General features: G+C 71.9%; 15 protein-coding genes. 11 read left to right on the plus strand and 4 right to left on the minus strand.

Features of this window, described 5'->3' with window-relative positions:
- Positions 1-233 precede the first annotated feature (233 nt).
- From EDD93_RS31860 to EDD93_RS31890, 7 genes are all read left to right on the plus strand, one after another.
- A complete protein-coding gene (locus tag EDD93_RS31860; RefSeq protein WP_123529082.1) occupies positions 234-1,355 on the plus strand; it encodes a SchA/CurD-like domain-containing protein in 1,122 nt (373 codons plus the stop codon).
- 76 nt (positions 1,356-1,431) lie between these two features.
- The gene (locus EDD93_RS31865) at positions 1,432-1,866 is read left to right on the plus strand and encodes a cupin domain-containing protein (protein ID WP_123529085.1); all 435 of its coding nucleotides are present in this window, start codon (positions 1,432-1,434) and stop codon (positions 1,864-1,866) included.
- Entirely contained in the window at positions 1,863-3,131 is a 1,269-nt protein-coding gene (locus EDD93_RS31870) for a beta-ketoacyl synthase (RefSeq protein ID WP_123529087.1), read from the plus strand. Before EDD93_RS31865 ends, EDD93_RS31870 begins: the two co-directional genes overlap by 4 nt.
- Positions 3,128-4,378 carry a beta-ketoacyl synthase N-terminal-like domain-containing protein gene (locus EDD93_RS31875; protein WP_123529089.1) on the plus strand — a complete coding sequence of 417 codons (1,251 nt, stop codon included), beginning with the start codon at positions 3,128-3,130 and terminating at the stop codon, positions 4,376-4,378. Before EDD93_RS31870 ends, EDD93_RS31875 begins: the two co-directional genes overlap by 4 nt.
- 38 nt (positions 4,379-4,416) lie before the next feature.
- Positions 4,417-4,674 carry an acyl carrier protein gene (locus EDD93_RS31880; RefSeq protein WP_123529091.1) on the plus strand — a complete coding sequence of 86 codons (258 nt, stop codon included), beginning with the start codon at positions 4,417-4,419 and terminating at the stop codon, positions 4,672-4,674.
- Position 4,675: 1 nt separating this feature from the next.
- Positions 4,676-5,155, plus strand: coding sequence for an SRPBCC family protein (locus EDD93_RS31885; RefSeq protein WP_123529093.1), 480 nt, complete (start codon positions 4,676-4,678; stop codon positions 5,153-5,155).
- A gap of 75 nt (positions 5,156-5,230) precedes the next feature.
- Positions 5,231-5,563 carry a TcmI family type II polyketide cyclase gene (locus EDD93_RS31890; protein WP_123529095.1) on the plus strand — a complete coding sequence of 111 codons (333 nt, stop codon included), beginning with the start codon at positions 5,231-5,233 and terminating at the stop codon, positions 5,561-5,563.
- A gap of 88 nt (positions 5,564-5,651) precedes the next feature.
- Here EDD93_RS31890 and EDD93_RS31895 read toward each other — a convergent pair whose 3' ends face one another.
- The 3 genes from EDD93_RS31895 to EDD93_RS31905 form a co-directional block, all read right to left on the minus strand.
- Positions 5,652-6,719, minus strand: a complete 1,068-nt coding sequence (locus EDD93_RS31895; RefSeq protein WP_123529502.1) for a methyltransferase — start codon at positions 6,717-6,719, stop codon at positions 5,652-5,654.
- 35 nt (positions 6,720-6,754) lie between these two features.
- Complete coding sequence (locus EDD93_RS31900) at positions 6,755-7,828, minus strand: nitrous oxide reductase family maturation protein NosD (RefSeq protein ID WP_123529097.1); 1,074 nt, start codon at positions 7,826-7,828, stop codon at positions 6,755-6,757.
- A 160-nt stretch (positions 7,829-7,988) separates the two neighbouring features.
- The gene (locus tag EDD93_RS31905) at positions 7,989-9,617 is read right to left on the minus strand and encodes an acyl-CoA synthetase (protein ID WP_123529099.1); all 1,629 of its coding nucleotides are present in this window, start codon (positions 9,615-9,617) and stop codon (positions 7,989-7,991) included.
- A 166-nt stretch (positions 9,618-9,783) separates the two neighbouring features.
- Between EDD93_RS31905 and EDD93_RS31910 the strand changes: the two genes are divergently transcribed.
- From EDD93_RS31910 to EDD93_RS31925, 4 genes are read left to right on the plus strand one after another with little or no spacing between them, the layout of a single operon-like run.
- The gene (locus tag EDD93_RS31910) at positions 9,784-10,584 is read left to right on the plus strand and encodes a crotonase/enoyl-CoA hydratase family protein (RefSeq protein ID WP_123529101.1); all 801 of its coding nucleotides are present in this window, start codon (positions 9,784-9,786) and stop codon (positions 10,582-10,584) included.
- A gap of 27 nt (positions 10,585-10,611) precedes the next feature.
- Positions 10,612-11,553, plus strand: coding sequence for a Zn-ribbon domain-containing OB-fold protein (locus tag EDD93_RS31915; RefSeq protein ID WP_123529103.1), 942 nt, complete (start codon positions 10,612-10,614; stop codon positions 11,551-11,553).
- Positions 11,554-12,606: a thiolase domain-containing protein gene (locus tag EDD93_RS31920; protein WP_123529104.1), complete on the plus strand. Its 1,053-nt coding sequence runs from the start codon at positions 11,554-11,556 to the stop codon at positions 12,604-12,606.
- A complete protein-coding gene (locus EDD93_RS31925) occupies positions 12,599-13,765 on the plus strand; it encodes a thiolase domain-containing protein (protein WP_123529106.1) in 1,167 nt (388 codons plus the stop codon). The genes EDD93_RS31920 and EDD93_RS31925 overlap by 8 nt, the downstream gene beginning before the upstream one ends.
- A gap of 58 nt (positions 13,766-13,823) precedes the next feature.
- On the opposite strand, the gene EDD93_RS31930 is transcribed toward EDD93_RS31925, so the two are convergent.
- Positions 13,824-14,477: a pyridoxal 5'-phosphate synthase gene (locus tag EDD93_RS31930; RefSeq protein ID WP_123529108.1), complete on the minus strand. Its 654-nt coding sequence runs from the start codon at positions 14,475-14,477 to the stop codon at positions 13,824-13,826.
- Positions 14,478-14,482: the final 5 nt, after the last annotated feature.

A 14,482-nucleotide genomic window follows, 5' to 3' on the forward strand; every position in this document is an offset into this window, starting at 1 on the left:
CCCCTGTCGGAGCCTCCTCGGAGCGGTTCGGACGCCCGCTCACCTGAACGGTTCATAAATCTCGCGTCAGCCGGACCAGCGTTTCACGATCGGTGACGGAGACGACGCCCGCGGTCCGGGGCGGACCGTGCCCAGCCGCCGGGAGACTCCCCGCTCCGATTCCACCCGACAGCCGCCGGTCACCAGGCGAACCGGCCGGCCGGGCCGTCCCACCGCTCGAAGGAGTTCGAAAGATGACCACCACCCTCTCGGAACGGACCTCCCAGTCCGCCTTCGACGGATCAAGGCTGCGGGTCATCCTGCTGCTTGACCTGCACGACGGCGCCCAGAAGCAGTTCCTGGAGGCGTACGAGCACATGCGCAACCAGGTGGCCTCCATCCCCGGCCATCTCAGCGACCAGCTGTGCCAGTCCATCGAGAACCCCTCCCAGTGGCTCATCACCAGCGAGTGGGAGAGCGCCCCGCCGTTCCTGGCCTGGGTCAACAGCGAGGACCACGTCGCCACGGTCCAGCCGCTGCACAGCTGCGTACGCGACACCCGCTCGCTGCGCTTCAGCGTCCTGCGCGAGACCGGCGCCGCCTTCGAGGAGAGCTTCGAGCCCGTCAAGGGCGGACTGCAGGCCGCGCCCCGCCTCGGGGACGGGATCGTGCGCCACGCGCTGACCTTCACCGTGAAGCCGGGCGCCGAGGAGATGGTCGCGAAGATCCTCGCCGACTACGACCCGCCGAAGGCACGGGTCGACGAGCACACCCGGCTGCGCCGCACCTCGCTCTTCATGCACGGCAACCGCGTCGTGCGTGCGGTCGAGGTCGAGGGCGACCTCCTCGCCGCCCTGCGCCACGTCTCCCGGCAGCCGGAGATCCGGGCCGTCGAGGAAGCGCTCAACCCGTACCTGGAGCAGGACCGCGACCTCGCGGACCCCGACTCGGCCCGGATGTTCTTCACCCGGGCGGCGCTGCCCACCGTCCACCACGTGACGACGGGCCGCCACCCCGACCGGGACCTCAAGCGGCACGCGCTGTTCTACCAGGCCAAGGAGGGCTGCGGCATGGCCCTGGCCCGCCTGCTCGCGGAGCACGACGAGGAGGAGGCCGACGACGCCGGCAGCCCCATCGACAGCAGCACGATCTTCCAGCGCGACGACGTCGTCGTCCGGCTCCTGGAGGTGGACGGCCCCCTGGACGCCCAGCCCGACCGGTCGCTCGGCATCCACGGCTCCGGCAAGGCGGCCAGGCTCGCCCGCCTCCTCGACGGCGAGGCGAACCCCGTGCCCACCGGCGACCAGGACGCCATGCGCTTCCTCGGCCGCGCCGAGATGAACCTGATCACCGACCGGCGGGCCGCGGAGTCCTGAACCGCGCAACAGCAGAGCGGGGGGTTCTCGCTCGACCCGTCGGCACAACGCGCAACGCGCCAGGAGGAAGACACCCATGACCATGAACCGGCCACGCATCGTGGACCTCAGCGAGACCCAGCCCAACACCAGGCGCGGAGGAGACCTGCGCGCCCTGCTCACCCCGACGGCCGTGGGCGCCACCAGCGGCTTCATGGGGCTGGCCATCATCCAGCCCGGCGACCGCATCGCGGAGCACTACCACCCGTACTCGGAGGAGTTCGTGTACGTGGTGAACGGGCTCCTGGAGGTCGACCTGGACGACGAGCCGTACGCGATGCGGCCCGACCAGGGGTTGCTGATCCCGCTGAACGTCCGCCACCGCTTCCGCAACGTCGGTGACACCGAGGTCCGCATGGTCTTCCACCTCGGCCCCCTCGCGCCCCGCCCGGAGCTCGGACACGTCGACACCGAGCAGACCGAAGCCCCCGAGCAGGGCGCGCCGCCAGAACGAACCGAGGCCGCTTCATGACCCGGCGGGTGGCGGTCACCGGCGTCGGGGTCGTCGCTCCGGGCGGGATCGGCGCACCGGCCTTCTGGGACCTCCTGGCCAACGGCCGCACCGCGACACGCGGCATCACGCTCTTCGACCCGGCCGGATTCCGGTCCCGGATCGCCGCCGAGTGCGACTTCGACCCGGCGGCCCACGGGCTGGACGCGGACGAGGTGGCCCGCTCCGACCGGTACGTCCAGTTCGCGATGGTCGCCGCCCGCGAGGCACTCGCCGACGCGGGCCTGGACCAGGAGCGCACCGACCCCTGGCGGATGGGCGTCTCGCTCGGCACGGCGGTCGGCGGAACCACCCGGCTGGAGCACGACTACGTCGCCGTCAGCAACAGCGGCGCCCGCTGGGACGTCGACCACCGCCCGGCCGGACCGCATCTGGAGCGGGCGTTCTCACCGAGCTCGCTGGCCTCCGCCGTCGCCGAGCAGGTCGGGGCGCACGGACCGGTGCAGACCGTCTCGACGGGCTGCACCTCCGGCCTCGACGCGATCGGCTACGCCTTCCACTCCATCGAGGAGGGCCGCGTCGACGTGTGCGTGGCAGGCGCGTCGGACTCGCCGATCACCCCGATCACGGTGGCGTGCTTCGACGCCATCAAGGCGACCTCCGCCAACAACGAGGACCCGGGGCACGCCTCCCGGCCCTTCGACTCCCGCCGCGACGGCTTCGTGATGGGCGAGGGCGGAGCCGTGCTCGTCCTGGAGGAGCTGGAGCACGCCCGCGCCCGGGGCGCGACGGTGTACTGCGAGATCGCGGGCTACGCGACCTTCGGCAACGCCTACCACATGACCGGGCTGACCCCGGAGGGCCTGGAGATGGCCGAGGCCATCAACCGGGCGCTCGGCCACGCCAGGATCGACGCGTCGGACATCGACTACGTCAACGCGCACGGCTCGGGCACCAAGCAGAACGACCGGCACGAGACCGCCGCCGTGAAGCGGGCCCTCGGCGCGCACGCCCACGACGTGCCGATGAGCTCCATCAAGTCGATGGTCGGCCACTCGCTCGGAGCGATCGGGGCGATAGAGATCGCGGCCTGCGTACTCGCGCTGGTCCACCAGACGGTCCCGCCGACGGCCAACTACGAGTCGCCGGACCCCGAGTGCGACCTCGACTACGTGCCGCGTACCGCACGTCCGCTGAAGCTGCGCAGTGTTCTCTCGGTCGGCAGTGGCTTCGGCGGCTTCCAGTCCGCTGTCGCCCTGACCAGAACCGGTGGGAGGACATCATGAGTACCGACAAGTCCCTGCGCACCGTCGTGACCGGCATCGGCGTCGTCGCCCCCAACGGCACGAGCACCGAAGCCTTCTGGAAGCGGACGCAGGAGGGTATGAGCGTCCTGGGCCGGGTCACCCGCGAAGGGTGCGAGGAGCTCCCGCTCCGTGTGGCCGGCGAGGTCCGGGGCTTCGACCCGGTCAGCCTCATCGAGGAGCGCTACCTCGTCCAGACCGACCGGTTCACGCACTTCGCGATGGCCGCGGCGGACATGGCCCTGGACGACGCCCGGCTGGGGCGCGCCGACTACGAGGACAAGCCGTTCAGCGTGGGCGTGGTGACGGCTGCCGGGTCCGGCGGCGGCGAGTTCGGCCAGCGCGAGCTGCAACGGCTGTGGGGCCAGGGCTCCAAGTACGTCGGCCCCTACCAGTCCATCGCCTGGTTCTACGCCGCGAGCACCGGCCAGATCTCCATCCGGGGCGGCTTCAAGGGGCCGTGTGCGGTGGTGGCCAGCGACGAGGCCGGCGGCCTGGACGCCCTGGCCCACGCCGCCAGGTCCGTCCGGCGCGGCACCGACGCGGTGGTGGTCGGCGCGGCGGAGGCACCGCTCGCGCCGTACTCCGTCGTCTGCCAGCTCGGCTACCGGGACCTGAGCGCGTGCGAGGACCCGACCCGGGCCTACCGCCCGTTCACCTCGGACGCCTGCGGATTCGTGCCCGCCGAGGGCGGCGCGATGTTCGTGGTCGAGGAGGAGAACGCCGCCCGGGAGCGCGGTGCCCGGGTCAGGGCCGAGATCGCCGGTCACGCCGCCACCTTCACCACCGCGATGCGCTGGGAGGAGTCCCGCGAGGGCCTCGCCCACGCCATCGAGGGGGCGCTGCGGGAGGCCGGCTGCGCGCCCGAGGAGATCGACGTGGTCTTCGCGGACGCCCTCGGGGTCCCGGCCGCCGACCGGGCCGAGGCGCTGGCACTGGCCGACGCGCTCGGCGCGCACGGCGGGCGGGTGCCGGTGACGGCGCCCAAGACCGGCACCGGGCGGGCGTACTGCGGTGCCCCCGTGCTGGACGCGGCCGCCGCCGTACTCGCCATGGAGAACGGCCTGGTCCCGCCCACGCCCAACGTGTTCGAGGTGTGCCACGACCTCGACCTCGTCACCGGACGGGCCCGTCCCGCGGAACTGCGGACCGCGCTCGTGCTCAGCCGCGGCCTCATGGGCTCCAACGCGGCGATGGTGCTGCGCCGGCCCGCCGGCCGCGGCGCGTGAGAGCCCACCGATACCCCTCGTGAGAAGGAGAGCCCCTCATGACCGACCGACTGACCTACGACGAACTCGCCGTCCTGATGAAGAAGGGCGCCGGACTGACCGTCGACCCCCGGGAGATGGAGAACCGCTCCGGCGCCGCCTTCGACGAGTTCGGCCTCGACTCCCTGGGCCTGCTCGGCATCGTCGGCGTGCTGGAGAACCGGCACGGACAGCCGCTGCCGGCCGACGCCGACCGGTGCAAGACGCCCCGCGAGTTCCTCGACCTCGTCAACAACAGCCTCATGACAGGAGCCTGACGTGTCCGGACACACCGAGAACGAGATCGTCATCGCCGCCCCCCTGGACCTCGTCTGGGACATGACGAACGACCTCGCGAACTGGCCCGACCTGTTCAGCGAGTACGCCGCAGTCGAGATCATCGAGCGCGACGGCGAGCGGACCACCTTCCGCCTGACCATGCACCCCGACGACAACGACAAGGTGTGGAGCTGGGTCTCCGAGCGCACCACCGACCGGCGCGGGCGCAAGGTCCGGGCCCGTCGCGTGGAGCCCGGCCCGTTCCAGCACATGGACATCCACTGGGAGTACTCCGAGGTCCCCGGCGGAACCCGCATGCACTGGGCGCAGGACTTCGCGATGCGCCCGGACGCCCCGGTCGACGACGCGTGGATGACCGACAACATCAACCGCAACTCGCGCGTCCAGATGGAGCTCATCCGGGACAAGATCGAGCAGCGCGACCGTGAGCGCCGTTCGGCGTCCGTCACGGCCGGCTGACGTCCCGTCCGCCGACGGTCCGGCCACCCGGCCCCGCGCCGGGTACCGGGCCGGGTACCAGAAAGGCACCACCCGATGCACCACGCACTGATCGTCGCCCGGATGGCACCGGGGTCGGCGCCGGACATCGCCGAACTCTTCGCCGCCTCCGACAGCAGCGAGCTGCCGCACCTGGTCGGCGTCACCCGGCGCAAGCTCTTCCAGTTCGGCGACGTCTACCTGCACATGATCGAGTCCGAGCGGCCGCCCGGCCCGGAGATCGCCAAGGTGACCGAGCACCCGGCGTTCAAGGACATCAGCGACCGGCTCACCGCCTTCGTCAGCCCGTACGACCCGCAGACCTGGCGGGGCCCCAAGGACGCGATGGCCCACGAGTTCTACCGCTGGGAGAGCGGCGCCTCCGCCTGACGACGGCGAATCGCCCCGGGCCCGGCCGCAAGGCCGGGCCCGGGGCGATTCGCGTGCTGCCCGGGGGTGTGCTCCCGGAGCGGCGGAATCAGTCCGGGACCACGCATTCGAAGGCGTGGAGGTAGGGGTTGACCTGCCGGATCTCCCCGATGAGCAGACCCGCATCGGACAGCCGGTCCACCAGACTCTGCCGGGTGTGCTTGGCACCGCCGACGTTCAGCAGGAGAAGCAGGTCCATGGCGGTGGTGAACCGCATCGACGGCGTGTCGTCCACGAGGTTCTCGATGACGACGACCCGGGCCCCGGGACGCGCCGCCGCGACGACGCTGCGCAACGCCCGGCGGGTGCTGTCGTCGTCCCACTCCAGGATGTTCTTGATGATGTAGAGGTCGGCCGCCACCGGGATGCCCTCACGGCAGTCCCCGGCCACGATGGCCGCCCGGCCGGCCAGCTGACCGCCGTCCCGCAGGCGTTCGTCGGCCCGTGCCACCACACCGGGCAGATCCATCAGGGTGCCGCTCACCGAGGGGTGCTTCTCCAGCAGGCTCGCCAGTACGTGCCCCTGGCCGCCGCCGATGTCGGCGACCACGGACACCCCGGTGAGGTCGAGGAGGGCCGCGACGTCCAGCGCGGACTGCACGCTGGACGTGGTCATGGCCCGGTTGAACACTTGGGCCGACTCGTGGGCGTTCTGGTGGAGGTAGTCGAAGAACTCCTTGCCGTGCACGTCCTCGAAGACATTGCGCCCCGAGCGCACCGCGTCGTCCAGGCGCGGCCAGACCTCCCAGGTCCAGGGCTCGGTGCACCAGAGCGAGATGTAGCGGAGGCTGTTCGGGTCGTCCTCGCGCAGCAGCCGTGACATCTCGGTGTGGGCGAACGTGCCGTCCGGGGTCTCGGTGAAGACGCCGTAGCAGGACAGGGCGCGCAGCAGGCGCTCCATCGGTGCCGGCTCGGTCTTCACCGCCGCGGCCAGCTCGGCCGCGGTGGCCGGCGTCTCGCCCAGCGCGTCGGCGACACCGAGCCGGCAGGCGGCACGCACCGCGGCGGCGCAGGCGGCACCGAACACGATCTCGCGCAGTCGCATCGCGGGCTGCGGGGCGGCCGAGGGCGGGTCGGGAGCGGTGGCGGGGGTGGGGGTGGTACTCACGGTGGTCATGCCGTCTCGCTTCTCCTCGTACGGGGGCGCACCGGTCAGCACATTCCGGCCGGTGCGGACGTCGTGCAGACATTGCCGGTGAAGTCGTTGCCCGTGCCGGTGTCCTCGTTGGCCAGGTCGGCCGGCCGGTTGCCCGTGACCACGTTGCCGGTGATGGTGTTGTCGGTGTTCTTCGCTCCGACGAAGCTCTTGAACAGCACGACGCCGCCCGAGAGCGGTGTGGCACCCACGTTGTCCCGGATCACGTTGGAGCGCACCTGGGTGGTCTCGGTGCCGGTGAGGACGATGCCGGAGCCCTGGAGCGCGGGCAGCCGGTCGGTGGCGGCGCAGAACTTGTTGTTCCCGGTGATCCGGTTGGACCGGATGGTCATGGCGCCGGCCTTCGGCGTTCCCTCGTCGCCGACGACGAACACGCCGGTGCAGTTGGCGGTGAGGGTGTTGTCGTGGACGAGCAGGTTCCGCACGCGGCGTGCGGTGAACCCGATCCGGTTGTCGGTGAGTGTGTTGCCCCGGACACGGGTGCCCCGGGTGTCGGTCGCGCCGCCCTCCTCGTCGACGCTGTTGGCGACGAAGATGCCCGCGTCGCCGTTGGCGCGGGCGGTGTTGTCACGGAGGTCGGAGCGGGTGGAGCGCTGCTCGGCGATGCCCCAGGTGCCGTTGGACCGGGCGGCCACGTCCCGGACCTCCAGCCGGTCCGTCCAGGACGCCCAGACGCCGTTCCTGGCGAACCCGGTGACCGCGAGGGACCGGACGGACACGCCGTCCACGGTGTGCTGGGCCGTGCCCAGGACGCAGACGCCGTTGCCGGCCTTCGCGCACGCGTTGTCCGGCTGCGCGCGCCCGGTGCCCGGCACGATGACCGTACGGTCCCCGGAGCCGCGCAGGGTCAGGCCCGGCGTGCTGATCAGCACGCTCTCGCGGTAGGTGCCTGGCCGGACGACGATGGTGTCACCCGGCCGTGCGGCGTCCACGGCGGCCTGGATCGACTGGCCCGGATACACCACACGGCCGCCGGCCGCAGCGGCCGAGGCCGTCGGCACGGCCGCGCCCAGTCCGGCGGCCGAGACGGCTGCGATGCTCACGAGGCATGTGAAGTGTCGTTTCCTCATGAGCCGACGCTATGGGCGATCACCCCCCGATGCCACGCAGGGTGAGCGGTTGGGCACCGGACGTGCCCGAATGGCTTACGCGGTGCCCCGCGGGCCGTGTCCGCCGCGCACGCGGGGCCGCGCACTCGGGTGATACGGGCGCTCGTCCACCGCTCCCGGCTCAGGCCTCGGCCGGGCCTGCGGGGGCGACGACCGAGCGCGCCCAGCGGTAGTCCGCCTTGCCGCTCGGGGAGCGCCGGATCTGCGGGGCGATCACCAGGTGCCGGGGGATCTTGTAGCCGGCCAGCCGGGTCCGGCAGTGCGCCTGGACGTCGTCGAGCGAGGGGGTGTCGGCGCCTTCGCGCAGCTGCACCACGGCGGCGACCTGGCTGCCCCAGCGTGCGTCGGGCGCGCCGGCGACCAGCGCGTCGTACACGTCCGGATGGGCCTTGAGTGCCTGCTCGACCTCCTCGGGATACACCTTCTCGCCCCCGGTGTTGATGCACTGAGACCCCCGCCCGAGCACGGTCACGATGCCCTCGGCGTCGACCGTGGCCATGTCCCCGAGCAGCACCCACCGCTCCTCGCCCTTGCGGAAGAACGTCTCGGCCGTCTTGCGCGGGTCGTTGTAGTAGCCGAGCGGTACGTGACCGCGCTGGGCTATCCGCCCCGGCACGCCCGGCGCCGCGAGCTCGAAGGTTGCCGGATCGACCACCGCGGTACGGGAGTTCATCCGCAGCCGGAAGCCGTTCTTCGGCCCGGAGTCGGCCGTCGCGGTGCCGTTGAAGCCGGACTCCGACGAGCCGAAGTTGTTCAGCAGCATCACGTTGGGCACCAGTGCCTGGAACTCCGCCCGCACCGAGTCGGACATCACGGCGCCCGAGCTGGAGACGGAGAACATCGACGAGCAGTCGGTGCCCTTCAGGGGTCCCTTCAGGGCGTCGATCAGCGGCCGCAGCATCGCGTCGCCGACCAGCGACACGCTGGTGACCTTCTCCCGCTCGATCGTGCGAAGGACCTCGTGCGGCACGAACTTGCGGTGCAGCACGACCCGCTGCCCGAAGTTGAAGCCGATGAACGCCGTGAGCGTCGAGGTGCCGTGCATCAGCGGGGGAGTGGGGAAGAAGGTGATGCCCTCCCCGCCCGCCGCGACCCGCTCGGCCAGCTCCTGCGGGGTCTTCACCGCCTCACCGGTCGGCGCGCCGCCGCCGAGGCCGGAGAAGAAGAGGTCCTCCTGGCGCCACATCACGCCCTTGGGCATGCCCGTGGTGCCGCCCGTGTAGATGATGAACTGGTCGTCGGGCGAGCGGGGGGCGAAGCCGCGCCCCGGATCCCCCTCGGCCTCGGCCGCCGCGAAGGCGACGGCGTCCGGACCCGCGACCCCCTGTTCGGACGCTCCCACCCGGATGAGATGGCGGAGCTCGGGCGCCTGCGGCGCGGCCGCCGCGACGCGCTCGTCGAACTCGGCGTCGAAGACGAGTGCCGCCAGGTCCGCGTCCCGGTAGAGGTAGACCAGTTCCTCCTCCACGTAGCGGTAGTTGACGTTGACCGGGACGATGCGGGCCTTCAGGCAGGCCAGGACCGTCTGGAGGTACTCGACGCCGTTGTACAGGTGCAGCCCCAGGTGCTCGCCGGGGGCGATGCCGGCCTCGGTCAGATGATGGGCGACGCGGTTCGCCGCCGCGTCGAGCTCCGCGTAGGTGAGCCGGCGCTCGGCGCCCGTCCCCGGGTGGTCGAGGTAGACGAGCGCCTCGCGTTCCGGGACAGCGTCCACGACCGATTCGAACAGGTCGGCAAGGTTGTACTCCACCGTTCCTCCTGACCCCGGTTGCTGAGTGGCCCGGCGGTCATTAGAGCGCCGACCGGCACAAGTGGGAAGGGGGCCCGGCGAAGAAAACTGACTGACTGTCAGAAAACTATTGAACTGCCTCCCCGACTACTGCAACCTGTTCTAGCCTTACGACGGGAGACAGACCATGGGCGGTACGGAACACCTCACCGTGCAGCGCGAAGGCGCCACACTGGTGCTCACCTTGAACAGGCCGGAAGCCAAGAACGCGCTCTCGCTGCCGATGCTGGTCGGCCTGTACGACGGCTGGCTGGCCGCCGACGCGGACGACGGGATCCGCTCCGTCGTCCTCACCGGCTCCGGCGGCTGCTTCTGCGCCGGCATGGACCTCAAGGCCCTCGCGGGCGGCTCCATGGACGGCGAGCAGTACCGGGACCGGATGAAGGCCGATCCCGATCTGCACTGGAAGGCCATGCTGCGTCACCACCGCCCCCGCAAACCGGTCATCGCCGCGGTCGAGGGCCACTGCGTGGCGGGCGGCACCGAGATCCTCCAGGGCACCGACATCCGCATCGCGGGGGAGAGCGCCACCTTCGGCCTCTTCGAGGTCAGGCGCGGGCTCTTCCCCATCGGCGGCTCCACCGTCCGGCTGCCCCGCCAGATCGCCCGGACCCACGCACTGGAGATGCTGCTCACCGGCCGCCCGTACGACGCCCGCGAGGCGGCGGCGATCGGACTGATCGGCCGGGTCGTCCCCGACGGCACCGCGCTGGAAGCGGCCCTCGCGGTCGCCGAACAGATCAACGCCTGCGGCCCGCTCGCCGTCGAAGAGGTCAAGGCGTCGGTGTACGAGAGCGCCGAGATGACCGAGACCGACGGCCTGGCCGCCGAACTCAAGCGCGGCTGGCCGGTCTTCGCCACCGCCGACGCCAAGGAGGGCGCCCGCGCCTTCGCCGAGAAGCGCCCGCCCGTCTACCGGCGGGCCTAGGCCGTGTCCGTAGCCAAGGAGGCAACCGTGCCCGACGTCCTCAGCGCACCGCTGGTGGTCGAATTCCCCTTCACCCGCTCCCTCGGACCGGTCCAGAGCGCGTTCCTCACCGGACTGCGCGAACGCACCGTGCTGGGTGTGCGGACCGGCGACGGAAAGGTCCTGGTCCCACCCGTCGAGTACGACCCCGTCACCGCGGAGGAGATCCACGACCTGGTCGAGGTCGCCGCCACCGGCGCCGTCACCACCTGGGCCTGGAACCAGCACCCCCGCCGCGACCAGCCCCTGGACACCCCCTTCGCCTGGGTGCTCGTCCGCCTCGACGGAGCCGACACCGCGCTCCTGCACGTCCTGGACGCACCCGGCCCCGAGGCCGTCCGCACCGGCATGCGCGTCCGCGTCCGCTGGGCCGAAGGCCGCACCGGAGCCATCACGGACATCGCCTGCTTCGAGCCGTTCGACAGCGAACCCGGCGAAACCTCCCCGCACGACGGCAAGTTCGACGAGCCCGTCACCGGGATCGTCACCCCCGCCCGCCTCGACTACACCTACTCCCCGGGCCGCGCCCAGAGCGCCTACCTGGAAGCCCTGGCGGACCGGCGGGTCGTCGGCGAGCGCTGCCCGTCCTGCCGCAAGGTGTACGTACCACCGCGCGGCGCCTGCCCCACCTGCGGCGTCGCCACCGACGAACGGGTCGAGGTCGGACCCCGCGGCACGGTCACCACCTACTGCGTCGTCAACATCAAGGCCAAGAACCTCGACATCGAGGTCCCCTACGTCTACGCGCACATCGCCCTGGACGGCGCCGACCTCGCCCTGCACGCACGGATCGGCGGCATCCCCTACGACCAGGTGCGGATGGGCCTGCGCGTCGAACCCGTATGGACCGAGGGAAGCCGCCACCCCGACCACTACCGGCCGACCGGTGAACCGGACGCCGACTACGACGCGTACAAGGAGCTGGTCTAGATGCGGGACGTAGCGATCGTCGCCTTCGCGCAGACCGACCATCTGCGCCGCACCGACGAACTCTCCGAAGTCGAGATGCTGATGCCCGTCCTGCACCAGGTCCTCGACGCGACAGGCCTGCGGACCAGCGGCATCGACTTCACCTGCTCCGGCTCCAGCGACTACCTCGCCGGCCGCGCCTTCTCCTTCACCATGGCGCTCGACGGCGTCGGCGCGCACCCGCCGATCTCCGAGTCCCACGTCGAGATGGACGGGGCCTGGGCCCTGTACGAGGCCTGGGTGAAGATCCAGACCGGCGAGGCGGACACCGCACTCGTCTACGCCTACGGCAAGTCCTCGCCCGGCCAGGTGCGCGACGTACTCACCCGCCAGCTCGACCCCTACTACACCGCCCCGCTCTGGCCCGACTCCGTCGCACTCGCCGCCCTCCAGGCCCAGGCGCTCATCGACGCGGGCGACACCGACGAGAGCGCGCTCACGGCCATCGCCACCCGCAGCCGCGCGGCCGCGGCGGACAACCCGCACGCCCAGCTCAGCGGCGAAGTGCCGGCCGGTGACTACCTCGTGCGGCCGCTGCGCACCGGCGACTGCCCGCCCATCGGTGACGGCGCCGCCGCCGTGATCCTCGCCGCCGGCGACACCGCGCGGGCGCTGTGCGAGCGGCCCGCCTGGATCCGCGGCATCGACCACCGCATCGAGGCCCACGGCCTCGGGGTGCGCGAGCTGACCGAGTCACCGTCGACCCGGCTCGCCGCCGAACGCGCCGGGGTCTTCGAACGGCCCGTCGACACCGCCGAGCTGCACGCCCCGTTCAGCTCCCAGGAAGTGGTGCTGCGCAAGGCGCTCGGCCTCGGGGACGAGGTCAGCGTCAACCCGTCCGGCGGCGCGCTCGCCGCCAACCCGGTGATGGCCGCCGGGCTGATCCGCCTCGGTGAGGCCGCCGCCCGCATCCACCGCGGCGAGTCCGACCGGGCGCTCGCCCACGCCACGTCCGGCCCCTGCCTCCAGCAGAACCTGGTCGCCGTCCTCGAAGGGGAGAGCACCCATGCCTAAGGAGCCCGTGGCCGTCGTCGGCGTCGGCCAGACCAAGCACGTCGCCGCCCGCCACGACGTCTCGCTCGCCGGACTCGTCCGCGAGGCCGCCGTCGCCGCCCTGAAGGACGCCGGACTGACCTGGGCGGACATCGACGCCGTGGTCATCGGCAAGGCCCCCGACTTCTTCGAGGGCGTGATGATGCCGGAGTTGTACCTGGCCGACGCCCTCGGCGCGGTCGGCAAACCCATGCTCCGGGTCCACACCGCGGGCTCCGTCGGCGGCTCGACGGCCCTCGTCGCCGCCAACCTCGTCGCCGCCCGGGTGCACCGCACCGTTCTCACCCTCGCCTTCGAGAAGCAGTCCGAGTCCAACGCGATGTGGGGCCTCTCGCTGCCCATCCCGTTCCAGCAGCCGCTGCTCGCCGGCGCGGGCGGGTTCTTCGCCCCGCACGTGCGCGCCTACATGCGCCGCACCGGCGCGCCCGACACCGTCGGCTCGCTCGTCGCGTACAAGGACCGGCGCAACGCGCTGAAGAACCCGTACGCGCACATCCACGACCCCGGCATCACCCTGGAGAAGGTCCAGTCGGCGCCGATGCTCTGGGACCCGATCCGCTACTCGGAGACGTGCCCGTCATCCGACGGGGCCTGCGCGATGATCCTCACCGACCGGGCGGGCGCCGGGCGGTCACCGCACCCGCCCGCCTGGGTGCACGGCGGTGCGATGCGCAGCGAACCGACCCTCTTCGCCGGCAAGGACTTCGTCTCGCCGCAGGCCGGCAAGGACTGCGCCGCCGACGTCTACCGGCAGGCCGGGATCAGTGACCCCCGCCGGGAGATCGACGCCGTCGAGATGTACGTCCCGTTCTCCTGGTACGAGCCGATGTGGCTGGAGAACCTCGGCTTCGCGGACGAGGGAGAGGGCTGGAAGCTCACCGAGGCCGGCGTCACCGAACTCGACGGCGACCTGCCGGTGAACCCCTCGGGCGGAGTGCTCTCCACCAATCCCATCGGCGCCTCCGGCATGATCCGCTTCGCCGAGGCGGCCCTCCAGGTACGCGGCGGAGCGGGGGAGCACCAGGTGGACGGCGCCCGCCGGGCGCTCGGCCACGCCTACGGGGGCGGGGCGCAGTTCTTCTCGATGTGGCTGGTCGGAGCCGAACCGCCCACGCGCTGACCGCGCGCCGTCCCGGGCGGGCCACCGAGTCCCGTGGCCCGTCCGGCAGGCGGCCCGCTCACGGCCACAGCAGCTCGCGCATCCAGCCGCCCTGCTGGAAGCGGTAGTTGAGCCGGGTGTGCTTGCGCTGCGGATCTCCCTGCCAGAACTCCACGCTCTGCGGCCGCACGGTGTGCAGCGTCCAGTCCGGCGGTACGAGATCCGGCTCCCGCTCCAGCCGCTCCAGCGACCGGCGCACGGCCGCGTCGCGCTCGGCGGGGTCACTCAGCGGGCTGCTCCGGCGGCCGACGAGCGTCTCCGCCCTCGCCGCCGCACCGCGGGCCCGGAAGTCGGCGGCGCTCAGCTCGGCGCTCTCCGCTGTCACCGGGCCGCGCACCCTGACCTGCCGGGCCAGCGGCGACCAGTAGAACGTGAGCGCGGCGAAGGGCCGGACCGCCAGATCGCGCCCCTTGACGCCGCCCGAGTCCGAGGCGAACTGCCAGCCCTGTGCCGTGACGTCCTTGAGGATGAGGGTGCGGGCCGTCGGATTCCCGTCCGCGCCCGCCGTGGACAGGGTCATCGCATGCGGCTCCCGCACCCCGGCGCCCATCGCGTGCAGCAGCCACTGGGTGAACAGCTCGGCCGGGTCCTCCGGCGTAGTCCGAGGATCGAAAACGGGCAACTCGCCCTCGAACACCTCGATGTCGCGCAGCAGCTTCCGCAGTCCGGTCATGCCGT

This window comes from Streptomyces sp. 840.1 (assembly GCF_003751445.1).
Lineage (GTDB): Bacteria > Actinomycetota > Actinomycetes > Streptomycetales > Streptomycetaceae > Streptomyces.

Coding starts and splice junctions, on each gene's coding strand:
- EDD93_RS31895 (WP_123529502.1), bottom strand. CDS start 6,719: ATGACCACCGTGAGTACCACCCCCACCCCCGCCACCGCTCCCGACCCG.
- EDD93_RS31910 (WP_123529101.1), top strand. CDS start 9,784: ATGGGCGGTACGGAACACCTCACCGTGCAGCGCGAAGGCGCCACACTG.
- EDD93_RS31925 (WP_123529106.1), top strand. CDS start 12,599: ATGCCTAAGGAGCCCGTGGCCGTCGTCGGCGTCGGCCAGACCAAGCAC.
- EDD93_RS31900 (WP_123529097.1), bottom strand. CDS start 7,828: ATGAGGAAACGACACTTCACATGCCTCGTGAGCATCGCAGCCGTCTCG.
- EDD93_RS31920 (WP_123529104.1), top strand. CDS start 11,554: ATGCGGGACGTAGCGATCGTCGCCTTCGCGCAGACCGACCATCTGCGC.
- EDD93_RS31875 (WP_123529089.1), top strand. CDS start 3,128: ATGAGTACCGACAAGTCCCTGCGCACCGTCGTGACCGGCATCGGCGTC.
- EDD93_RS31860 (WP_123529082.1), top strand. CDS start 234: ATGACCACCACCCTCTCGGAACGGACCTCCCAGTCCGCCTTCGACGGA.
- EDD93_RS31880 (WP_123529091.1), top strand. CDS start 4,417: ATGACCGACCGACTGACCTACGACGAACTCGCCGTCCTGATGAAGAAG.
- EDD93_RS31890 (WP_123529095.1), top strand. CDS start 5,231: ATGCACCACGCACTGATCGTCGCCCGGATGGCACCGGGGTCGGCGCCG.
- EDD93_RS31870 (WP_123529087.1), top strand. CDS start 1,863: ATGACCCGGCGGGTGGCGGTCACCGGCGTCGGGGTCGTCGCTCCGGGC.
- EDD93_RS31930 (WP_123529108.1), bottom strand. CDS start 14,477: ATGACCGGACTGCGGAAGCTGCTGCGCGACATCGAGGTGTTCGAGGGC.
- EDD93_RS31865 (WP_123529085.1), top strand. CDS start 1,432: ATGACCATGAACCGGCCACGCATCGTGGACCTCAGCGAGACCCAGCCC.